Annotated in this window: 22 protein-coding genes; 11 read left to right on the forward strand and 11 right to left on the reverse strand. The window is 69.2% G+C overall.

What is annotated here, in order from left to right:
• Window position 1: 1 nt before the first annotated feature.
• Together ACQP1O_RS33730 and ACQP1O_RS33735 are read right to left on the reverse strand one after the other, a co-directional pair.
• Window positions 2–1,120 (reverse strand): hypothetical protein, encoded by a 1,119-nt coding sequence (locus ACQP1O_RS33730; RefSeq protein ID WP_433562402.1) that lies wholly within the window; start codon window positions 1,118–1,120, stop codon window positions 2–4.
• A complete protein-coding gene (locus ACQP1O_RS33735) occupies window positions 1,117–2,637 on the reverse strand; it encodes a hypothetical protein (protein WP_433567885.1) in 1,521 nt (506 codons plus the stop codon). Before ACQP1O_RS33735 ends, ACQP1O_RS33730 begins: the two co-directional genes overlap by 4 nt.
• 146 nt (window positions 2,638–2,783) lie before the next feature.
• Here ACQP1O_RS33735 and ACQP1O_RS33740 point away from each other — a divergent pair, with 146 nt between their 5' ends.
• Window positions 2,784–3,338: a lipoprotein LpqH gene (locus ACQP1O_RS33740; RefSeq protein ID WP_433562403.1), complete on the forward strand. Its 555-nt coding sequence runs from the start codon at window positions 2,784–2,786 to the stop codon at window positions 3,336–3,338.
• 104 nt (window positions 3,339–3,442) lie between these two features.
• Window positions 3,443–4,231: a hypothetical protein gene (locus tag ACQP1O_RS33745; RefSeq protein WP_433562404.1), complete on the forward strand. Its 789-nt coding sequence runs from the start codon at window positions 3,443–3,445 to the stop codon at window positions 4,229–4,231.
• Between the two features lie 81 nt (window positions 4,232–4,312).
• Here the strand turns inward: ACQP1O_RS33745 and ACQP1O_RS33750 are convergent, their stop codons facing one another.
• Window positions 4,313–4,879 (reverse strand): YbhB/YbcL family Raf kinase inhibitor-like protein, encoded by a 567-nt coding sequence (locus ACQP1O_RS33750; RefSeq protein WP_433562405.1) that lies wholly within the window; start codon window positions 4,877–4,879, stop codon window positions 4,313–4,315.
• 27 nt (window positions 4,880–4,906) lie between these two features.
• Window positions 4,907–5,776, reverse strand: a complete 870-nt coding sequence (locus tag ACQP1O_RS33755) for an alpha/beta hydrolase family esterase (RefSeq protein WP_433562406.1) — start codon at window positions 5,774–5,776, stop codon at window positions 4,907–4,909.
• 381 nt (window positions 5,777–6,157) lie between these two features.
• Here ACQP1O_RS33755 and ACQP1O_RS33760 point away from each other — a divergent pair, with 381 nt between their 5' ends.
• Entirely contained in the window at window positions 6,158–6,952 is a 795-nt protein-coding gene (locus ACQP1O_RS33760) for an SAM-dependent methyltransferase (protein ID WP_433562407.1), read from the forward strand.
• 40 nt (window positions 6,953–6,992) lie between these two features.
• On the opposite strand, the gene ACQP1O_RS33765 is transcribed toward ACQP1O_RS33760, so the two are convergent.
• A complete protein-coding gene (locus tag ACQP1O_RS33765; RefSeq protein ID WP_433562408.1) occupies window positions 6,993–8,126 on the reverse strand; it encodes a CapA family protein in 1,134 nt (377 codons plus the stop codon).
• Window positions 8,127–8,438: 312 nt separating this feature from the next.
• On the opposite strand from ACQP1O_RS33765, the gene ACQP1O_RS33770 reads away from it, so the two are divergent.
• Window positions 8,439–9,050, forward strand: a complete 612-nt coding sequence (locus ACQP1O_RS33770) for a YbhB/YbcL family Raf kinase inhibitor-like protein (RefSeq protein ID WP_433562409.1) — start codon at window positions 8,439–8,441, stop codon at window positions 9,048–9,050.
• A 647-nt stretch (window positions 9,051–9,697) separates the two neighbouring features.
• On the opposite strand, the gene ACQP1O_RS33775 is transcribed toward ACQP1O_RS33770, so the two are convergent.
• The gene (locus ACQP1O_RS33775; RefSeq protein WP_433562410.1) at window positions 9,698–10,516 is read right to left on the reverse strand and encodes a GNAT family N-acetyltransferase; all 819 of its coding nucleotides are present in this window, start codon (window positions 10,514–10,516) and stop codon (window positions 9,698–9,700) included.
• 176 nt (window positions 10,517–10,692) lie between these two features.
• Window positions 10,693–11,520 carry a helix-turn-helix domain-containing protein gene (locus tag ACQP1O_RS33780; RefSeq protein ID WP_433562411.1) on the reverse strand — a complete coding sequence of 276 codons (828 nt, stop codon included), beginning with the start codon at window positions 11,518–11,520 and terminating at the stop codon, window positions 10,693–10,695.
• Window positions 11,521–11,681: 161 nt separating this feature from the next.
• Between ACQP1O_RS33780 and ACQP1O_RS33785 the strand changes: the two genes are divergently transcribed.
• Window positions 11,682–12,116: a DoxX family protein gene (locus tag ACQP1O_RS33785; protein ID WP_433562412.1), complete on the forward strand. Its 435-nt coding sequence runs from the start codon at window positions 11,682–11,684 to the stop codon at window positions 12,114–12,116.
• An 18-nt stretch (window positions 12,117–12,134) separates the two neighbouring features.
• Here the strand turns inward: ACQP1O_RS33785 and ACQP1O_RS33790 are convergent, their stop codons facing one another.
• Entirely contained in the window at window positions 12,135–13,124 is a 990-nt protein-coding gene (locus ACQP1O_RS33790; protein ID WP_433562413.1) for a cyclase family protein, read from the reverse strand.
• Window positions 13,125–13,214: 90 nt separating this feature from the next.
• On the opposite strand from ACQP1O_RS33790, the gene ACQP1O_RS33795 reads away from it, so the two are divergent.
• From ACQP1O_RS33795 to ACQP1O_RS33810, 4 genes are all read left to right on the forward strand, one after another.
• Window positions 13,215–13,649, forward strand: a complete 435-nt coding sequence (locus ACQP1O_RS33795) for a T6SS immunity protein Tdi1 domain-containing protein (protein ID WP_433562414.1) — start codon at window positions 13,215–13,217, stop codon at window positions 13,647–13,649.
• Window positions 13,650–13,771: 122 nt separating this feature from the next.
• Window positions 13,772–14,929 carry an alpha/beta hydrolase family protein gene (locus tag ACQP1O_RS33800; RefSeq protein ID WP_433562415.1) on the forward strand — a complete coding sequence of 386 codons (1,158 nt, stop codon included), beginning with the start codon at window positions 13,772–13,774 and terminating at the stop codon, window positions 14,927–14,929.
• Between the two features lie 75 nt (window positions 14,930–15,004).
• Complete coding sequence (locus tag ACQP1O_RS33805; RefSeq protein WP_433562416.1) at window positions 15,005–15,352, forward strand: DoxX family protein; 348 nt, start codon at window positions 15,005–15,007, stop codon at window positions 15,350–15,352.
• 26 nt (window positions 15,353–15,378) lie between these two features.
• Window positions 15,379–15,771: a nitroreductase/quinone reductase family protein gene (locus tag ACQP1O_RS33810; protein ID WP_433562417.1), complete on the forward strand. Its 393-nt coding sequence runs from the start codon at window positions 15,379–15,381 to the stop codon at window positions 15,769–15,771.
• Window positions 15,772–15,780: 9 nt separating this feature from the next.
• Here ACQP1O_RS33810 and hutU read toward each other — a convergent pair whose 3' ends face one another.
• Together hutU and hutH are read right to left on the reverse strand one after the other, a co-directional pair.
• The gene (hutU, locus tag ACQP1O_RS33815; RefSeq protein WP_433562418.1) at window positions 15,781–17,430 is read right to left on the reverse strand and encodes a urocanate hydratase; all 1,650 of its coding nucleotides are present in this window, start codon (window positions 17,428–17,430) and stop codon (window positions 15,781–15,783) included.
• Entirely contained in the window at window positions 17,427–18,971 is a 1,545-nt protein-coding gene (gene hutH, locus ACQP1O_RS33820) for a histidine ammonia-lyase (RefSeq protein WP_433562419.1), read from the reverse strand. The genes hutU and hutH overlap by 4 nt, the downstream gene beginning before the upstream one ends.
• 158 nt (window positions 18,972–19,129) lie before the next feature.
• Here hutH and ACQP1O_RS33825 point away from each other — a divergent pair, with 158 nt between their 5' ends.
• Window positions 19,130–19,921, forward strand: coding sequence for an SAM-dependent methyltransferase (locus ACQP1O_RS33825; RefSeq protein ID WP_433562420.1), 792 nt, complete (start codon window positions 19,130–19,132; stop codon window positions 19,919–19,921).
• Between the two features lie 30 nt (window positions 19,922–19,951).
• On the opposite strand, the gene ACQP1O_RS33830 is transcribed toward ACQP1O_RS33825, so the two are convergent.
• Window positions 19,952–20,992, reverse strand: coding sequence for a hypothetical protein (locus tag ACQP1O_RS33830; RefSeq protein WP_433562421.1), 1,041 nt, complete (start codon window positions 20,990–20,992; stop codon window positions 19,952–19,954).
• Window positions 20,993–21,149: 157 nt separating this feature from the next.
• Between ACQP1O_RS33830 and ACQP1O_RS33835 the strand changes: the two genes are divergently transcribed.
• Window positions 21,150–21,467 carry a hypothetical protein gene (locus tag ACQP1O_RS33835; RefSeq protein ID WP_433562422.1) on the forward strand — a complete coding sequence of 106 codons (318 nt, stop codon included), beginning with the start codon at window positions 21,150–21,152 and terminating at the stop codon, window positions 21,465–21,467.

Here is a 21,467-nt window from a genome sequence, read left to right on the forward strand (position 1 = left end):
GTCAGAAGTCCGAATCCCCAGCTGCGGCCGCGATTTCGGCGAGCAACGGGGCCAGCGGGCCGGAGTCGTCGGCGTCCGGGCCGGCCGCTGTGCGGAGCCGGGCGGCCGCGAAGTCGCGGATCTGCCGGCGCAGGGCGGCCGCGGTGTCGGTGGCCGGGTCATCGGCCGGGGCCGGGCCGATCTCCGAATCCGGTCCGAAACCGGGGACGTGGATGGCGACCCGGACGGCGGAAGCCGGTGCGGACAGGACGGATTCGCCGATCCAGGTGTCGTCGGCGGCCCGCAGTTCGGTGTCGAGCTCGCCACGGCCGGTATCGATGCGGGCCCAGGGCCGCAGGTGGACCGGAACCGCATCGGGCAGGCCCGGGTGCGCCGCCACCGCGATGGCCACGCTGGTCGCTCCGGCGTCGCGGACGAGTTGCCAGGACACCGCGGATTCGGAGGCGTCGACCAGCCCGGGCGGGCAGCGGCGCCAATCCCACCCGCCGGTGCCGCGGGCCAGTACCAGGGTGCCGCCGGGCCGGGCTTCGTCACCGGCGGCGAGGGCGTAATCCGAAGCACGCAACGATGTTTCGAGATAGGCGGGAGCCGGCGGGGCGAGCGCGTCCGCGCCGTCCACCAGCAATTCGCACTCCTCGGTCAGCAGCGCGATGTCGCGGTCCAGCAGTGCCGGGTCGAGGTCGGCGATGCCGTCCAGGGTGGACCCCGGCCACCACCGGGATGCCCAGTGCGCGTATGCGAGTCGGCGGGCGCTGACGGCCTGGGACCGGAGCACCGGAGCGGCGGGAACTTCGACCGGGCGCTCGTCCGCGGCGACCGCCGGTACCGGCTGCTCGTCCGCTGTCGCCACCGGCCCGCCCGGCCGGACGGAGTCGAGGGCCAGGGCGGCGGATTCCCCGTAGAGCGCCCACACCCATTCCTGTGCGGCATCCACATCGTCGATCAGCGCCGCCGGAAGTTCTTGTCCGGCAAGCACACTCCAGATGAGGTGACCACCGACGACCTCGAGCACCATGGAGTCGGGCCCCGGGGCGGTGTGCAGGGCGGCCGGGTCGCCGACCGGGACTATGCCGCGCAACCCGTCGGGGTAGCGGTGGATCGTGACCGCCGAGTTCGTCATCCCACCCTCGATTCCCGATCGCCGGGCTCGGCCGCCGCGCCGGCGGCCAGGGCCCGTTTCACCCGCATCCGGTGGTCCAGGATCACCGACCGGGCCACGCCGTCCAGCAGATCCCAGAGCTCGTCCATGGCGCACACGGGGAACTCACGTACGTCTCGCCCGTGCAGTCGCGCCCATAATCTGCGCAGGTAGGGACGCCACGGCACGCGCAGATCCGCCGCTATCGCCCCCAGTGGACCGTCGACCGCATCCACCCGCACCGCCATGCGCCGCGCCTGCAGCACATAGGCCTCGCGCTGCCATCGCCCATTGATCAACCGTGCCGCCGCACCGCCGCTCGACGGAGCGCCCGGCCGGGTCGGACCGGCTGCGGCACTGGTCAATCCGGCGACCGCGCCCGTCACGCCCGCCGCGGTACCCGCCAGTCCGGTCGAGCCGGCGAGCAGGCCGGCGGCCGTGCCGGTCAGGCCGACGGCCGCGCCCAGCAGACCGGTGGCCGCACCGGCCAGGGTGACAGTGGATCTGGGGGTAGGGGCGGCGTCGCCGTCCGGGGCGTAGCCGATGGGAAGCGGGGCGCCGAGGGGGCGGAGGTCGACCGCCAGGGTGGCACCGGCGGCAGCGGCCACCCGGAGGGATTCGTCCAGCAGGGCCCAGGGGGCGCAGGCGCGGGCGATTTCGGCGGCGACCAGTTCGGGGATCGCGGGCAGATCGGACCGTTCGCTGGAGGCTTGCAGAACGGTGAAGATGCGCTCGTGGACGGTCCGGTCCAGGGGCAGGCCGAGGGTGGCGGTGGAGGCCGAGAAGCCGACCTGGGGCGGGAGCGGGAGGGGGTACAGCGTGAGTCCGAATTCCTGTGCGGTGCAGCCTATTTCATTGAGCCACAGTCGGATTCCGGTGTGGGTGCCGACGTATGCGTCGATGACGGCGTCGATATCGGCGGGGTCACCGGTGCTGTCGAATCTGGTTGCGGCGCAATCCTCCAGTAGTCCGGCGAGCAGCTCGGAGTGGTCGGGCACCTCGGTCAGCGGGCGCCGCCGCCAGGCGGTCTGGATCAGTTCGGTCAGCTCGCCCACCCGGGCCGGTTCGGACAGGTATTCCTTGAGCGCCTGGGTGGTGCGGCCGGCAGCGAGCCCATGGATCTCGCGCAGCGCGGCTTCCGCGACGGCCCGGTCTCCGACCGGGTCCGGCAGGCCCGAGACGGTCGCGAGTTCGAAGCAGCGCTGGAAGTACAGGTCCTGGGCATTGCCCTCGGTGATCCGCAGCGCCCGGCGCGTCTGCTTGAGCAGTGTGAACCAGGCCGCGGTGGCGCGCAGGACATCGGCGGCGGCGTGAATCCGGGTGGCCAGCAACACCGCTCCGTCGGCGGAGAGTATCGAACCCGCGCACTGCGGATGCTGAACCGGGCGGATGACCAGCGGATCCAGGATCAGCTTGACGGTCCGCCGCAGGGGTCCGCCGTGCGGTCCGCTCAAGGGTTCGACCCCGTCGAGGCGGCGCCACACCTCATCCAGCACCATGGCCCGCGGTCGTCGCATTCGCCCAGGTTAGCCCAGTTTCACCAGCTTTCGCGTGCCGGAAGTTGGGATCGGTAGGCCGGGTGCCGATTTCTACGGTTCTGGCATCGGTTCCACCACGGAGCCCATCACGAGAACGAGGAATGACCATGAACTCCAAGCCCGTCCGCCTGACCACCGCCGTCCTCGCCGCCACCGCCGCGGCGGCCCTGCTGGTCACCGGTTGCTCCAGCAACTCGAGCAGCTCCAAGTCCAGCCCGACCACCGCCGCCCCCGCGGCCACCTCGGCCCCGGGCTCCGCGGCCCCCGCCGGCGGCGCGTCCTCGGCCTCGGTCGACGGCAAGGCGATCACCGCCAAGTTCGAGACCACCTGCGCCAAGCAGGGCGGCAATCTGGCGCTGGCACTGACCGACAGCGGCAACTCCACCTACGGCACGCTCGGCGCGAGCGCCACCATCACCGGTGACACCACCGTGCAGGCGGTCGGCATCACCGGCACCAAGGGCGGCGACAACGGCCAGCCGTACGCGCTCGGCTTCGGCAACGGCATGCCGGGCGGCAACGCCAAGGTGACCAGGAGCGGCAACACCTTCACCGTCACCGGCGAGGGCGTCGGCACCCCCGATCTGTCCAACCCGATGGCCGGCCCGAAGACCGCGAAGTTCGAGATCGTCTTCGCCTGCGGCACCATCGTCGGCGGCTGAGCCGGTCCGTCCACCGGCCCCCGACGCGGGGCCCTGTTCTCCCCGCTCGTGCCACCGGGCATGAGCGGGCTCCTCCTCCCCCACGTCTCCGATCCGGAAAGCTCATGAAGAACCAAATCCGCTACGCAGCACTCGCTCTCGGCGTCCTGGCCATCGGCTACTACCTGTGGCACGGCCTCACCTCCGACAGCGTCTTCGGCTGGGTCGGCCCGCAGATGGCCCTGCCGATCATCGCCCTGACCATCGTCCCCATCGCCTTCGCCTTCACCGGCGACGGCATCATGTCGGCCTTCACCGGCAACAACAGCTCCCAGTTCCGCAATGGCCTGGTGGGTCTGGGCACCGTCGAGGGTGTCCGCCAGACCGGCGTCTACCTCAACGAGCAGCCGCAGGTGCGCATCGACTTCCGGGTCGAGGGCGCCGACGGCAAGGTCTTCGCCTCGCACGCCAAGATGATCGTGCCGCTGACCCAGCTGGCGCTGTTGCGGCCCGGCGTGGTGTTGCCGGTCCGCTACCTGCCCGACCGGCTCGAGAAGGTCGAGGTGGACATGTCCGGTGATACCTCCGCGGCACAGGAGGCCATGAACGCGGCCAACATCCGCAAGGGCTTCACCACCCCCGCCAAGATCGATATCGCCCGGCGCGGCATCGCGGCCCAGGCCGTGGTGCGGTCACTGTCGGTGCCCGGGGAGATCCGCGACGGCCACTCGCGGCTGGATCTGGTGCTGGTGGTCACCCGCCCGGACGGCAGCACCTTCGAGACGCGCACCGAGAAGTTCCTGCCCCCGGCGGCGGTCTCGATGGTCCAGGTCGGCCGCGTGGTGAACGTCCACTACCTGCCCGGGAACGAGCAGGAGGTGGTGCTGTCGCTACCGGTCAACACCGCCAACTGACAGTGGTATCCGAAAAGAACAGAGCCGCAGGCCTATCGGGCCGCGGCTCTTCGTCATGTCTCGGGGGCCTTTGCCGTCCCGTCAGGGACGCTCGTAGAAACCGTCGATCCGGCCCCGGGCGCGCGCCCTGGCAGCCGCGAGCACCGCTCGGGGCTTGGCCGATTCGGGAGCGCCGCCGCCGGGAATGGTGACCGGTTCTGTCAGCGCGAAGACCTGGAAGACGTACCGGTGCGGCCCGTGCCCCGGGACCGGACCCGGACCCAGGTATCCGCGCCCCCAGCTCGAGCGCAGCACCTCGACACCGTCGATGGTGGAGCCGGAAGCCAGTGCGCCACTGGGCAGTTCGCCGATCTTCGGATCGAGCAGCGCGAGCGCGTGTACGAAGGGACCGCCGAACGGCGCATCCTGATCCTCCACCACCAGCAGCAGCTGCGCGGTGTCCGCGGGGACTCCCGACCAGGCCAGCGCCGGCGACAGGTCCTGTCCGCCGACCCGCTTCATGGCGTGCCGGACGTCGAGCGTCGCCTCGTGCTCGAAATCCGCGCTGGTCACGTCGAAGACGTCACCCGCTGCCAGATTCGGCCGGCACCAGGCCAGGTCCTCGGGCGCGGCGCGCCGGTTCCGCAGCAGTCTGCCGATGATCGCCATTCCGTTCTCCTTCGGCGGATAGAGCTTTCAGAGCTTGCGGGCGTCCGCGGACAGCAGCAGCGGTTCGGCGAAGCGCCAGATCTGCTCGGCGGCATCGAATTCCAGCGACACCGCCGAGCCCGGGCTGCCGGCCCAGCGTTCCGGCACGGGGGTGCCGGGCCAGGTGTGGCCACCGCCGAAGACCGTCCACTCCGATACCACGGTGCCGCCCACGCCCTGGCTCACCGTGGTGCGGGTCGACCGGTCGGTGGTGACGGTCTCGCCGGGCCCGGCGCAGCCGTCGAGCTCGCGCCAGTGTCGCGCCGATTCCGCCAATCCCCTGATGCCGCCCCGTGATTCGCCATCCCGACCGAGATGGCGCGAAAAGCCGCCGGTGATCGGCACCACCGGATCGGCGTCGCCGTTGATGAGCATGGCCGACACCGCGTGCCCGGGCCGGATCGCGGTCAGTGCCTCCGGCAGCGCGCCCGCGACGGCGGCGAACACCGCCACCCGATCGCCGGCCGCGAGGGCCATCCGGTGGGACATGAAAGCACCGTTGGAGATGCCGGTGACGACCGCGCGGTCGTCGTGGGTGTCGAATTGCGCAGCGCACCAGTCGATCACGGCCCGCAGGAAGGCGACATCGTCCACGCCCGCCTCATCCGCCGTGGTGACCCCGCGACCGTCGGCCCAGCAGCCTTCCCATCCGTCCGGGTAGACGACCCCGATCCCCCACTCGTCGGCGTGCCGGGCGAAGCTGGTCCAGTCGTACATCAGCCGCTCGGTCGTCGACGGGCCCTGGTTTCCGTGCAGCGCCAGCACCAGTGGCGCGTGCTTCCGCCGCGGTGGGCGCACACCGAAGGTCCGGCGCAATCCATCGATGCCCAGTTCGCCCTCGACCAGGTCAGCGGCCACGGTCGTCCCTCCTACCAGAACGGCGCGGCCTGATGTCCCGCGAACTCGAACCCATGTTCACCATGTGCGGCTGCCATGGTAGTTCAAGTCGAATGTCCAGCTGGACGGGATGATCCGGCGGCACGCGGGCATGTATGTCGAGCAATCCGCTCGCACCCTCTGTGTCGAACTACCACAGGAACCCACCCTGAGGCGCCGACGCCGAACATGCAGGTTCGGCTGATCATGGAAGTCGCGGTGGGGCAACATGTTCGGACTACTATGCGTGCCGAGCTGCGCCTTGTAGTGTCGGAGGACGCCGGGAGGTGCACGACCGGGGTTCGGGGGCGGGCAGCACGGCTGGTTTGGGGCGTGCGCATCGACGAAGGAGTGGGATTCGGCATGAACGAGACCGGACCGGTGATCCGTACCGATATCCCGCATTCGGCGCGGATCTGGAATTTCTGGATGGGCGGCAAGGACAACTACGAGATCGACCGGGAGGTCGGTGAGCAGAGCCTGAAGATCGATCCCGACATCGCGACCATGGCGGTGCAATCGCGCGGGTTCCTCATCCGCGTGGTCCGCCACCTCGCCCGCGAAGCCGGTATTCGCCAGTTCCTCGATATCGGCACCGGCCTGCCCACGATGCAGAACACCCATGAGGTCGCCCAGTCCGTAGCGCCGGAGGCCAAGATCGTCTACGTCGACAACGACCCCCTGGTTCTCGCCCACGCGCGCGCGTTGCTGACCGACACCACCGATGAGGGTGTCACCACCTATATCGAGCGCGACTTCCACGATCCCGAGCAGATCGTCGCCGAGGCCCGCACCGTGCTGAACTTCGACCAGCCCATCGCGGTGATGTTCATGGGGGTGCTCGGACACGCCCGCACCTACGACGACATGCTGCGGATCGTGCGCACGGTTATGCAGGCGGTACCGTCGGGCAGTTATCTGGTGCTGTGGGACGGCACCACCGACAGTCGGCCGTACGTGGAGTTGTGCGAGGAATACGCCAAATCCGGTGGCGTCCCGTACTACCCACGTACCCGGGAGCAGATCCGGGCAGCCTTCGACGGCCTGTCCTTCGACGACCCGGGGTTCGTGCGCATCACCGAATGGCGCATCGACCCCGCCCGAATCGGCGAGCCCGCCCCGATCGCCGCCTACGGCGGACTCGCACACAAGGCGTGACCGTCCTTCGCTCGGAGCCGGAAAGACACTCGAGTTCGATTCAGCCCCAGCGGATCTCGAGCAGGTCGTCGGCCCCGTGGTCGATCCGGGTGTGGAACCGGCGGCTGATGTGGGTGAGTGTCTCACTCAGCCAATCGGCATCGGCCCGGGAAGCACGTTCGAGCCGCATGCGGCGTATCCGCATCGGCAGCATCCGGATTCCGGTCGGCTGCCCGCCGGGCTCGACCGAAACCAGGTAGAGCAGCCGCAGTTCGGGACGGTAGGACTCGTATCCGGGTATGCCTTCGTAGTCGTCGATGACATCGCCGCAGCCGTAGAGAATCGGTTTGCCGTGGTAGATCTCGACGGGGCGAGGATGGTGGGACGAATGCCCGTGCACGATGTCGACGCCGGCGTCGATGAGCCGTTGCGCGAACTGGATTTCGCCCCGCCCGACCCCGTAGCCCCAGTTCGGGCCCCAATGCACGGACACGATCAGAATATCGCCGGGCCGCTTGTGCGCCACCGCTTGCGCTGCGACTTGGTCGGCGGTACCACCGCCCGACGAATCACCGATCAGCCACACGCCCGGCCGATCGTGCTGCGCGGCCCACGCCGACGGCACGCCGCTGCTGGTGCTGGCGATCGAGACGATGACCACCCGCCGCCCGGCGGCCGGCTCCACCACCACCGGGCGGCAGGCCGCGGCGATGTTCGTCCCCGCCCCGGCTGCATGAATACTCGCCGCGGCGAGCGCGTCGAGAGTATCGCGCAGGCCGCGGTCCCCGAAATCGAGAATGTGATTGTTGGCCAACGCGCAGGCGTCGGGCCGAAACGCTTTCAGCGCCGCGATATTGGCGGGGTTCATCCGATAGTGGATGCCCTTGGCGGGCGCGAATACGCCGTCGATGGTGATCGTGGTTTCGAGGTTGATCAGCCGGACCTCGGGCGCCAGCTGGTCGACCATCGGCCCGACGTCGCCCCACGGCCAGTCGGAGTCGACCGGGTACGGTATCGGCCCGTTCGTCTTCTCGGCCAACTCGACGTAGCGGCGGGCGTCGTCGACCCACGGTTCGGACAACAGCGGATCACCCGGATGCGGCTGGATCTGGTCGACGCCGCGACCGAGCATCACATCACCGCCCAGCAGCACGGTGACCGGGCGCTGTTGCGGTGGACTACTCGTCTGCATCATCGTTTTCGGCCCCACAGCAAGACCTGCCCGAGAGTGGTTCACCCGTCTGTGACGACGGATGTCTCGATCGGGCTCAGCGTCCCGGATCGATCGATTCGCCACGTCGGGCAGGACACCGGGCTTCCCCGGCACCATCAATGATTCACGGCCCAGCCGGATTCACTCGGGCCGAAGGTCCCCGATCCGGCGACCGAATGTCACCCGAAGAACACGTCGCGGCGGAATGGTCCCATCGACGAGCTATGTTGATTGCACCCTCATCGCCACCTGAATCGCGGAGGCCTATCGGCCGCACGAGTGGAAGGCATCGTTATGAAGGTTCGAAGTGATTCATTCGACGACAATGCCCGCATTCCGGGCGCGTTCGCCTACGGCGTACCGGATGCCGTGCACCATGTCCGGGCGGGCGCCAATCACAACCCGCATCTGGCGTGGGACGGCGTGCCGGCGGGAACGCGATCCTTCGCGGTCGTGTGCTGCGACATCGACGTACCCAGCACCGGCTCGGATGTGAACATCGAGGGGCGAACGGTGCCGAAGGAATTGCCGCGCAACGACTTCTACCATTTGGTGCTGTTCGATATACCGGCCGACGTGCGGCAGATCGCCGCAGGCAGCCTCCGGAGCGCCGTGACCACGCACGGCAGGCCAGGTCCGGCTGCACCCCATGACGCGCGGTACGGCCTCAATGACTTCAGCAGTGGAGGAAACGATCACTACGGCTATGACGGCCCCTGCCCGCCCTGGAACGACCAGCGCATCCATCACTACGTGTTCACCGTCTGTGCCCTCGATGTCGAGCGGCTGTCGCTGCGACAGGCAGTGACCGGGGAACGGCTACGCCAAGCGATGATCGGCCACATCCTGGGCCGAGCCGAGCTCGTCGGCACCTACACACTCAACTCCGGTCTGAACTCGAACTGAGCCCCGCTAGCGCCCGGCACGCGGGGGCGATGGCCGGTCAGGGCAGCTGGATCGTACGCTCGTGGTTCGCGATGGCTTGTTGGAGTCGGAATCGCGACAGTGTGCGCGGCCCGCATTCGCAGGAAGCGGGCAACGCGTCATCGACGAAGCCGTCACCGGCAAGCAGATCCGCGTACCGGGTGCCTTGCCGGTGAGCGCCGTGCGCAGCATCGACGAAATCACGCGACCCATGTGCGTGCTGCCCGGTCGCCGATCGATACACCGGACCGGCCGATGTATCGAACACCGCCGCCACGTGGTGACCGCAACCGCACCGTACCTGCGTCAAGATATGCCCCGCCCGGTCCGTCAGTGAGTCCAGCGTGTGCTGGGCCAGCCGGCGTCGTTCCGGTGCGGACAGATTCGAAACATTCGTCATCGATCTACCATCGCTGCTCGCGGGTCTCAGCGGCAGGGCCCAATGACCCGAGAGGAAGGACGATCGGCCCGCTTTCCATGTGCTGCCGCTTGCTCCGACCCGCTGCTCGAGCGTAGGCCGCCACGCCGCGGCTTCCTCCAGACGATGTCATCCGGTCGACCGGTCGCTGGAACTGGGGACTTTCGTCCCTCGTCCGATTACCGGGCCGCACCGATGACGAGGTCGACGCTCACTCGAAGGCGTAGTGCACCTCGTCGACGACGGCCTCGAATCCGATGGCGCGGTAGATCTTGTTCGAGGTCGGGTTGTCGATGTCGGCGTACAGGCAGACCTCGGCCCCGGTCTCCCGCAGCCGCCGGGAAACCTCCGCGACCAGTGCCGAGGCATAGCCGTGGCCGCGTGCTGCCCGGGGGGTGAAGACCGGCCCGATCCGGGCCCAGCCGCCGACGGGGATCTGATGTGCCGTCAGGGACACCGGCTGCCCGTTGTCCTCCCACAGCCACCAGCGTCCGGCCTCGATGCGGGCGCGGATTCCTGCTTTGTTCATGGCCAGATGTGTATCGCCCAGTTCGCGAGCCATCTCGGCGAGCCAGCGCCCGCTGATCTCGATATCGGCCGCGGTGGCGGGGCGGGGCCTGCCCGGGGGCGCGAGCGGCATGCGCAGCGGCCCCAGCCGGTACAGCCGCGCACCGTGGTCCGCATGATAGGCCCTGCCGCGCAGCGCACTCCACGCCGCCGCGAACGGTCCGGCCAGGGGCTCGGTGCCGTGCACGTCGTCGATCTGCGGCAGGAGCTCGGCGAACCGGGTCACCAACAGCGGCACCGCGTCGATCGGCAACTGCCCCAGCCACACTCCGCGCCCGGCGCTCCGCATGGCAACGCCCACAATGTCATCCGTGTGCACGGACGCGAAATAGGAAGGTTCACCGACAACGGTGAGACCGGCGATCTCATTGGCGAGGACCGTCGACATCACCGTGTGCCGCAAGGGATCACGCCTCAGAAACCCGGCCACCCGCCGCTGGAATTCCACCGGATCGCTCGTCATCTCCACCCGCACCGGCCCAACCTAACGCGACGATCCGAGAGGTCACAGCCGAATCGCCCGGCACTCGCAAAAATCCCCGAGACGACCGGACACGAGTCCGCATCCGGTACGTACGTCTCGTCGGACTCGAACAGCATGCCGCCGGAGTCGCGGTGATGCTTCGCCGCGGGCCGGATCTATTGCCCGGTGAGGTCCAGGCGGAAGCGGGTGGGGGTGGTGGCGGTGTTCGCGCGGAAGAACTTGGTGAAGTTGGCCGGGTCGTCGAAGCCGAGGCGGCGGGCGCATTCGGTGGTGGTGACCGGCTCGTGGGCGAGCAGGCGTTTGGCTTCGAGGGTAACGCGGGCGTTCAGGTACTGCTTGGCGGTGGCGCCGGTCGCCGATTGCACGGCACGCGAGAGGGTGCGCGGCGAGTAGCCGAGTTGGGCCGCGTACCAGGCGACTTCGCGGGTTTCGGAGTGGTACCGCTCGGCCAGGCGGGCGAAACGATCGAAGAGGTCGGTGGGGTCGGGCAGGGCGGGCAGGCCCGCGGCCAGCCGGAGCGTCACCGCGCTGAGCAGATGGTGCAGGATGGCCGTATTCGGCGGATCGACGGCGTATTCGCCGGTCAGATGTTCGAAGGCGGAGTCGGTCAGGGGATTCGCGGTCACCACCGGGGGTGCGGCCGGGGACGGCAGGTGCCCGAGGGCCGCGGCGGGCACCAATTCCGAGCGGCACAGGACGAGATCGCCCTTCAGCTCGGCGATGTCGTCCCAGCGGTGGGTCCAGCCGGGGCGGATCCAGGCGACCGTATCCGCGGCCAGGTCGTGCGCGACGAAATCGATGGTCATGCGCCCGCTTCCGGCGGTGCAGCGGGCCAGGACGTGGAAGTCGCCGCGGATCACCTCATGGCCGGCGGCCACCGGCATCCGGCGCAGCTGGTCGAAGGTCAGCAGTTCGAGACCGGTGGGGGAACCGGCCGTCGGCGCATACTGCAGTGTCCGGATGGGCTGTCCAATTTTGACCATGAGCGTTGCTGAATCTACCGGGCCGGCCCAGGTTTCGGGCCCATACCGCCGAGTCTCGTCCCGCCGTCCGGTCGGTCTGCCATCGTGGATATCCGGAATAAATGGTCAATGATGATCATTCATGTCCCCGTCAAGATTGTTCTCCCCCAGAGGAGTCCGCGATGGCACCGCTCATCGTTCTCGTCGTCGTCTCCGGCCTGGCCCGCCTGGCCGGGTGGCTCGATCTCACCGATTGGCTGAACTCCTGGCCGCACGCCGCCAGGATCGGCCTGGCCGCCATGTTCGCGCTGACCGCGTCGGCGCACTTCCTCCAACCCCGCCGCGACGGCCTGATCGCCATGGTCCCGCCGCGCCTGCCCGATCCGGCGGGCCTGGTGACCCTGACCGGCGTCCTCGAATTGGCCGGAGCCATCGGCCTGCTCGTCCCGTGGGCCGCGCCCCTGGCGGCCGTCTGCCTGGCCGTCATGCTGGTCTTCCTGTTCCCGGCGAACATCCGGGCGGCCCGCGCCGACCTCGGCATCAAGTCGATGCCGCTGCCGCTGCGGGGCCTGGTGCAGGTGGTCTTCATCGCCGCCCTGGTGCTGGCGGCGTTCTGAAAGGTGTTGCCGGCCGGTCTATTTGATGGCGACCGGACTGATCGGGGTGCCCACCGCTCCCGGGATCCGCAGGGCGGGCGCGCACAGCAGGAAGTCGTGGACGCCGTCCTCGGCGCAGTCGCGGGCCAGGGCTTCGAGGTCCCAGATCTCGCCGAGCGGCAGTCCCATGTCGCGCAGCGCGAGCATGTGCAGCGGCATCATGACGCCGTCCTCGGGGCGCATGACCTCGACGGCCGGATTGTCCACCGCGACCGCGGCGATGTCGTGCTCGTGCAGCCATTCCGCGCAGCGCCAGCTCAGGCCGGGACTGCCGCCGAACCATTCTGCGGCCCTGCGGGTTTCGAGGAATCGGGTCCACCAGCCGGTGCGCACCAGCAGGATGTCGCCGGGGCGCAGCTCGACGTCCTGCGCCTCCGCCGTCGCCTGCAGGTCCTGCGGCGTGACGACGGTCCCGGCCTCGAGCCGATCCAGATCGTGGTGCCGGGCGACGTCCAGCAGCACGCCGCGGCCCACCACGCCGCCGCGCTCGGCGACGTGTTCGATGCCGAGCTCGGCGGCGCCGAAACTGGTGACGGCCGCAGCCGGATAGCCGTTGTACAGCAGGCCGTCGTAGTACACGTGGGAGAGCGCGTCCCACTGCGTGGCCGTCTGCAGCGGCATCATGATGTAGTCGTCGTTGTAGCGCATCGGGCCGGCGGCGTACATGCCCGCCACCTGTGCCTCGTTCCGGCCACCCCAGCCGTCCAGGGCGGTCGCGAGGCCGGCGTCGCCGCCGTCCACCGCCATGAGGTGGATGGGGTTGCGCCGGAAGCCGCTCGAGCCCTGCGGGCCGTACGCGTCGAACGGGATGCCCAGCTGGATGGTGCGGCCCGCGCGCGCCCGGGTGGCGGCAAAGGCGATGCGATCCGGGGTCAGCAGGTTCAGCGTGCCGAGCTGGTCGTCCTCACCCCAGCGGCCCCAGTTGCGGACGCGCTCAGCGACTTTGCGCCATTCTTCGGTCACGGGCACCTCCACTGCGACGGGTGATTCGATCTTCGCGCGGTGCGGCCGGACCTGTCGAGGATCGGTCCCGGTCGCCGGTCTGGTTGGATGGGCGCAGTGACCAGCGTTCCCTTCCGTTTGATCGGCGACCAGCGTATGGACCGGGTGATGCCGGCCTGGGCCGAACATTATCCGCAGTTCGACATGGTGGTCGGCTACTCGGATCTGGGGTACGCGTTCCTGATGAGCAGCCGGACCGGCGAGTACGGGATCCTCGATCCGTACAGCCCCGGCGTGAAGCCGTACGGCGTCTTCACCGAGATCACCGAGTTCGTCAGCCGGGTTCTGTTCGACCCGAACGTCATCACCTATGTCCTCCAGCCGGGGCACGTCGCCGAGATCCGCCGGCGCCTGGGCCCCCTCGCCGACGACGAGGTGTACATCGCCACCCCGTACCCGTTCCTGGGCGGATCGGAGACGCCGGACGCGTATCAGAAGGGCGGCGTCTGGGTGTTCTTCGATCTGGTGGCGCAGGCCCACGGGATGGAATGACGGCCGGTTTCGACGACACCACCGCCGAGGTCGCGGCGCGCCAATAGAGCTCGAGCGCCCGTCCGGGGTGCGTGGCGGGCGGTATGGTCGGGGGCGTTGCCCGCCGAAAGGGAGTGATGGCCATGCCGATTCGTCGCAGGTTCGCAGCCGCGGTCCGGCAGGCCGCACTGGCAGCGGGCGCGGTGAGCGCCTGTGCCGCGCTGACCGTGACGGCGGTGCCGGCCGCGGCCGACAGCAATGATCTCGGGCGGCTGAGCGGGATCGAATTGCTCAATGGCGCATGGTCTTTCGACAGGGCCGCGGAGTCGCTCGGCTTCACCTACACCACCGTCGATCAGCGGGAGAATCCGGCCCGGGCCGGCGCGGCGCTGTATCTGCCGTCCGGGCTACCGCCGCAGGGCGGCTGGCCGCTGGTGGTGTGGGCGCACGGCACGACCGGGATCGGCAATGACTGCGCGCCCTCGCATCGGCCGCAGTCGGATCGAAATCGCAGCTATTTCAACCAGATTCTGGACCAGGGCTACGCCGTGCTGGCGCCCGACTATCAGGGTCTGGGCACCGGCGGCAATTTCAGCTACTACAACACCGCGGTCGAGGGCCGCTCCATTCTCGACTCGATCACGGCGGTCCGCGGTCTGCCCGTTCCGCTGTCGGCGCACTGGGTACTCATCGGCCAGTCCGAGGGCGCGCACGCCGTCATGAGTGCGGCCGCCCTGTACGCCCGGAACCCGTCCGCCGTCAGCGGACTCACCGGCGTGATCGCCACCGGGCTGCGCACGAATCCGGCCAAGAGCCTGCGTGAGATGTTCCGCCGCGGCTCGACCGGCTCCGAGAACCAGGTCGGCTACGCGGGCTACTATCTCGCCGCTCTGGAGGAGCTCACGCCCGGCACCGTCACCCCGTACCTGTCCGAGTTCGGCAGGCAGTACGTGGAAAAGGCTGCCACCGCATGCCTTTCGGACCTGGTGGCCGCCGCCGGGGGCCGCCGCCCCGAGGCGCTCGTCGCCGATCCGGACAACCCCACCCCGACCTTCGAGGCCGACATCAGATCACTGGTCTCCTATCAGGAGGACCTGGTCCCCGCCGACCTCATGATCGGCTACGGCACCGCCGATATCGACGTCCCCCCGGCCGACACCCCCGCCTACGCTGCCGCCCTCCAGGCCCACAACCCCTGGGTGCACGTCTCCGTCACGGCCTACCCCGACAAGGACCACAGCGGCGCGTTCCTCGCCTCCCTGCCCGACGCCCTCACCTTCCTGCAATCCCACCTCCCCTGACCCCGATGTCACTCCTCGGGCTCCCGCTTCGTCATTCGGGTAAGAGCACAGCAAACCTGAAAGGACGTGGCTCCCATGAACCTCGCGTACCACATCGTCGGTGTCGTCTCGGCCCTCTGGATCGGCTTCTCCGGCTACTCCCTGATCACCGAGCAGCAGTTTGTCGTGGACCCGCTGATCGACTACGGCGTCCCCCGCACCTGGTGGAACTGGCTGGCCCTGGCCAAGTCGGCCGGTGCGCTGGGCCTGGTGGCCGGGTTCTTCGTCCCGCCCCTCGGCATCGCGGCCGCCATCGGCCTGATCCTCTACTTCACCGGGGCCGCGGCCACCACCATCCGCGCCCACTCCTACAAGACCACCCCCTTCCCCCTGCTCTACCTGGCCCCCGCCGCCGCCACGCTGGCGTTGCAACTGGCCCGGTGAGCCGCGACCGGTGCTAGCGTCGGCCCATGCCGAGCCGACGCGATCTGCAACATGCCATGGTCACGACATTTCAGCGGAGGGTGGGCAACCCGATCCTGGGCCGCCTACCCATCCAAACCCTGCTGGAGACCACCGGCCGGGTCAGCGGCCGCCCCCGCCTCACCCCCATCGGCGGCCGCCGCTCCGGCGCGTCCTTCTGGCTGGTCTCCGAGTTCGGCACCCGCTCCCAGTACATCCGCAATATCGAAGCCGACCCCCGCGTCCGCCTCCGCCTCCACGGCCGCTGGTACACCGGCACCGCCCACCTGCTACCCGACGACGACCCCATCGCCCGCCTGCGCACCCTCCCGAAGGCCAACAGCGCAGCCGTCCGAGTGATGGGCACCGACCTCCTGACCGTCCGCATCGACCTGGATTGAGACGCCGGATCAGCGCTCCCACAGCGGAATTCGAATGTTCTTCGCGCGGGCGACCGATTCCGCTTCCGGATATCCGGCGTCCACGTGACGTAGCACGCCCGTGGCCGGGTCGTTGGTGAGGACCCGGTCGATCTTCTGCGCGGCCAGCGAGGTGCCGTCGGCGACCGTGACCTGACCGGCGTGGATGGAGCGGCCGATGCCCACGCCGCCGCCATGGTGGATGGAGACCCAGCTCGCGCCGGACGCGGTGTTGACGAGGGCGTTGAGCAGTGGCCAGTCCGCGATGGCGTCGGAGCCGTCGGCCATGGATTCGGTTTCGCGGTACGGCGAGGCGACCGAACCGCAGTCGAGGTGATCGCGGCCGATCACGATGGGGGCCGCGACCTGACCGCCGGCGACCAGCTCGTTGAATCGGAGTCCGGCGGACCGGCGTTCGCCGTAGCCGAGCCAGCAGATGCGGGCAGGCAGGCCCTGGAACGCGACCCGATCCCGCGCCAGGCGGATCCACCGGGCAAGGGACTCGTTCTCGGGGAACAGGTCGAGGATGGCGCGGTCGGTGGTGGCGATATCGGCCGGGTCTCCGGACAGGGCGACCCAGCGGAACGGGCCCTTGCCCGCGCAGAAGAGGGGCCGGATGTAGGCGGGCACGAAGCCCGGGAAGTCGAAGGCGCGTTCGTATCCGGCCAGCTTCGCCTCGCCGCGAATGGAATTGCCGTAGTCGAAGACCTCCGCGCCGCGGTCCAGGAAGCCGACCATGGCGCCGACATGGATGGCCATGGAATCCCTTGCGCGCCTGGTGAATTCGTCGGGCTTGCGGCGCGCATAGTCGTCCCAGTCCTCCAGAGCGACACCGATCGGCAGGTAGGTCAGCGGGTCGTGGGCCGAGGTCTGATCGGTGACGATGTCCACCTCGACCTCGCGACGCAGCAGTTCCGGCAGCACCTCGGCGGCATTGCCGATGAGCCCCACCGACAGTGCCCGCCGTTCGGCCTTGGCGGCGAGCACCCGGGCCAGGGCGTCGTCGATGTCGTCGGCGATCTCGTCCAGGTAGCGGGTCTCGACCCGGCGGCCGGCATGCCGCGGATTGCATTCGACGCACAGCGCCACACCGCCGTTCATGGTGACGGCCAGTGGTTGCGCCCCGCCCATGCCGCCCAGACCCGCGGTGAGCGTGAGGGTTCCGGCCAGGGTGCCGCCGAATCGCTTGGCGGCCACCGCCGCGAAGGTCTCATAGGTGCCCTGCAGGATCCCCTGGGTGCCGATATAGATCCAGGACCCGGCGGTCATCTGCCCGTACATGGTCAGCCCGGCCGCCTCCAGGCGGCGGAACTCCGGCCAGTTCGCCCAGTCCGGAACAAGATTCGAGTTGGCGATGAGCACGCGCGGCGCCCACTCGTGGGTGCGCAGCACGCCGACCGGCCGGCCGGACTGGACCAGCAGGGTCTCGTCCTCACGCAGGTCGAGCAGGGTGCGCGCGATGGCGTCGAAGCTGGGCCAGTCCCGGGCCGCCCGGCCGGTCCCGCCGTAGACGACGAGATCCTGTGGCCGCTCGGCCACCTCGGGATCCAGATTGTTGTGCAGCATGCGCCACGCCGCTTCGGTCTGCCAGGTGCGAGCGGTGAGCGTGGCGCCGCGGGCAGCCCGGACGATTCGGGTCATGACGAAACCCCCTTGTCGAGAAGGTGATCCGCCGCACCCGACCGCACCAGGTCGGCCACGGCGGCGATATCCGGTGCGAGGTGGCGGTCCGGCCCGGGTCCCGGCACCCGGGCCCGCACCAGATCCCGCAGCGACCCGGTGACCGGCGCGGGCCGCAGGGGTGCGCGGAGATCCAATGCCCTTGCGGCGGTCAGCAATTCGATGGTGAGCACGGTCGTCAGCCCGTCCACCGCGCGTCGCAGCTTGCGGGCCGCCGTCCAGCCCATGGACGCGTGGTCCTCCTGCATGGCGCTGGAGGGTATGGAATCCACCGAGGCCGGTACCGCGTACCGCTTCAGCTCGGTCACCACCCCGGCCTGGGTGTACTGGGCGATCATGTAGCCGGAGTCCACGCCCGGATCGGCGGCCAGGAACGCGGGCAGCCCGTGTGATCGGTGCATGTCCAGCATGCGGTCGGTGCGGCGTTCGGCCATGCCGGCCACGTCGGCGACCGCGATGGCCAGGAAATCCAGTACGTAGCCGACGGGAGCGCCGTGGAAGTTCCCGTTGGACTCCACCCGGCCGTCGGCGAGCACCACGGGATTGTCGATGGCGGACCGCAATTCACGTGCGGCGACGGTCTCGGCGTAGTCCAGCGTGTCCCGCGCCGCACCGTGCACCTGCGGCGCGCACCGCAGCGAATACGCGTCCTGTACCCGCGGGCAGTCCTCGCCCCGGTGACTGGCCACGATCTCGGACCCGGCCAGCGCCGCCAGCATGCGCGCCGCCGACACCGCCTGTCCGGGATGCGGGCGCAGCTCCTGCAGGTCCGCGGCGAACACCCGATCGGTGCCCAGCTGCGCCTCCACGCTCATGGCCGCGGTCAGATCGGCCAGGTCGAACAGCCGCCGCAGGTCCTCGATGGCCAGCACCAGCATGCCCAGCATGCCGTCGGTGCCGTTGGTGAGAGCCAGGCCCTCCTTCTCCGCCAGGGTTATCGGCGTCAGCCCGTACTCGGCCAGCGCGGGCCCGATCGGGCGCGGACCGCCGGGCCCCAGCACCGATCCCTCCCCCATGAGCGCCAGCGCCACTGCCGCCAGCGGGGCCAGGTCACCCGAGCAGCCCAGCGAACCGTATTCCGGCACAACCGGAATCAGTCCGCTGTCGAGCAGTCCGGCGAGCGCCCGCGCGGTTTCGGGCCGCACCCCGGTGTGCCCGGACAGCAGGGTGCGCAAGCGCAGCAGCATCATGGCCCGCACCACCTCCGCCTCCACCGGCGCACCGGCCCCGGCGGCGTGCGAGCGAATCAGCGAGCGCTGCAGGTCGGTTCGCCGATCCGGCGGTATGTGCCGCAGCGCCAGCGCTCCGAATCCGGTGGACACCCCGTAGACCGGCCGATCGCTGTGTGCCAGCGCGTCGATGTGCTGCCGCACCCGCGCCAGCTCCGTCAGCGCGTCCGTATCCAATTCCACTCGCGCGCCGTGCCGGGCCACCGCCACCACGGCCGCCCGCGTCAGGGGTCCCGCTCCCACCGGCACCCGTTCGGCTCCGATTCGAGTCATGGGCACCATTCCAGCGCTTCCGGCCGCGCAGATCGAGCACCCGCGGCCCGGTTTCGCGAGCTTTTTCCGAAACCTGGCCGGTTGGCGACAAGCTCAGCGTTTCTCTCTGGCGTGCGCCGCAGATTGTTACGATCGGCGGAGATGTCGAGGGAGGTGCGGTGTCTGAGCTCAATCGAGCACCGGTGGGCGTGGATCCATTCCGGCCGAACGCTGCTCGCGTGTACAACTACATGCTCGGTGGCAAGGACAATTACGATGCCGACCGCGCGCTCGGCGACAAGATGCTCGAGGTCGCCCCGGACACCCGGGAGACCGCCTGGCACAGTAGGAAATTCCTGCTGCAGGCGGTGCGACGCGCGGCAGAAGACGGCATCCGTCAGTTCGTGGACATCGGCGCGGGCATTCCGATCAGCCCGAATGTGCACGAGGTGGCACAGGAGGTCGACCCGTCCGCCATCGTCGCCTCCATCGATTACGACCCCGTGGTGTACGCCCACAGCAATGCGCTGCTCACCGGCGCACCGGGCGTCACGCCCATCCTCGCGGACATTCGCGAACCGGACAAAATTCTCGAATTAGCGCGCACCGAGGGCGGAATCGACTTCGCCCTGCCGGTTGCCGTTGTGATCGTCGGCGTCCTGCACTTCGTCATGGACGACGAGAAGCCCTACGAGGCCGTGGCACGCCTGCGTGACGCCATGGCGCCGGGCAGCCTGCTGGTCATCCAGCACGCCTCCACCAATACCCACCCGTTCTTCCAGAACGCCTCCACCAGCGACACGGTCGGCAGCCCCTCCCAGGTCGACTTCCGGCCGCCGGAGCGGATCGAGCGCTTCTTCGAGGGCTTGGAGATGCTGCCGCCGGGCCTCGTGCCCGCCAATGAATGGCTCGAAGGCAACCTACAGCCCACCCGCCTGGTGGCTCTCTGCGGCATCGGCCGCAAGAACTGACCTCCGGGGCCGAACCCGCTGCGGCGCCGATCAACCCACAGCGGCCAGCGCATCCGCCCGCGCGACCAGCGCATCGGCGGTCGAGCGAGGACGCCGACCGAGGCCGCACGCGCTGGCGACGCCATCGAGCGGACGCCGCAGCACCGACTCGATGGTGCGCAGCGTCTGGATCTGCTGGGCCTCGGTGGGGATTTCGTGCACGAAACCCGCATAGAAGCGGGTAGCCGGCGGCAGGTCCAGTCCCGCGAGCGGGGCATAGAACTCCGGGCGGGTGGAGGGCGGGATGTCACCGGCCGCGAGGGGGCCGTGGATGAACTCCAGGGCACGGCCCGAGGGCCAATGCCGGGCAACAGAATTAGCCAGTTCGACCAGCGGCCGGGCATCGCGCAGTGTCGCCCGGGCCTTGTTGCGCATGCTCCCCAGGCACAGGTGCACACCGATGCGGGTACCCTCCGGGGTGGCCGCCGCGAGCTCGGCGATGCCGCGGCCCAGGCCCAGGGCCACATCGATACGCCGGTGCAGTGGCCGGGTTTTGGCCATCAGCACCATTTCGGCGGTGGCCTCGAACTGCAGCACCACCTGATCGCCGGCCCGCACGCGAATGGCCTCGATATCGCGAATCATGGCGTCGCGAAACGCTTTCCGATACCGCCGCACCCCGCCCACCCCCATTGCGATGAAGGCCATCGTGAAATCGGTCGGCATGCCGATCTGCAGCGACAGCTCGGGTAGATCCCGTTCCGCGCGTAGGGTTTCGAAGGTCGGCAGCGCTTCCTCGGCCTCGCCGCGGTAGCCGAGCTCCATCATGTCTCCGGTCAGCCCGGCGTCCCGGGCGGCGCGGTGGATGGTCCGCTTCCGGCTCGACGACCATGAACCGCTGCGTTTCACTTCCAGCGCACCCTGAGCGACCAGATCGTCGATGATCGGCTGGATGTACCACTCGTAGCGTCTGGTCTCCCCGGTCGGCAGCGTCCGCAACCGGGTGCCCGCACCGTCGAGCATCGCCCGCATCGCATCGCCGGTGCTCTCGGCCGGAAAGCTCCCCACGAAGTGCACATTTCGCGCGCCCATACCGTGCATCGTAGATCTTCGACCGCGTTCCCGAATGCACCGTTCGCGGATCATTGTGTGGGGTATCGTCATTCGCCAGAGAATGGCCGAACTCGGAACCGCTCCTGGGAAGTGATTCGGTGATGAAGGAGCTCTATGCCCGTTTGATGAAGGCCTCATGCCCCGTCGATCCGGAGTCGATGGCCGTCAATCTCCCCATCATCAGGATGAGGTCGTCCCGTACGCCATGTCGGATCCGGGTGCACGCCAGATCTTCTTCTTCCTGGACGAACAGGACGGGACCATGTTCTCGATCACGCTGTACGACACCGAAAAAGACCTCGAACACGCCATGCGGGACGCCGACAGCGAGCACCGCCACACGACGCTGGCGCGGCTGGGCTGCACGCCCATCGACGCTCGCACGCTCGAGGTGGTGGCGGGCGCGGTCGCCGACGACGCGGCGAAAGTCGATTTCAGCCAAGGGATTTCCTGA

The organism is Nocardia sp. CA-151230, from assembly GCF_050942175.1.
Lineage (GTDB): Bacteria > Actinomycetota > Actinomycetes > Mycobacteriales > Mycobacteriaceae > Nocardia.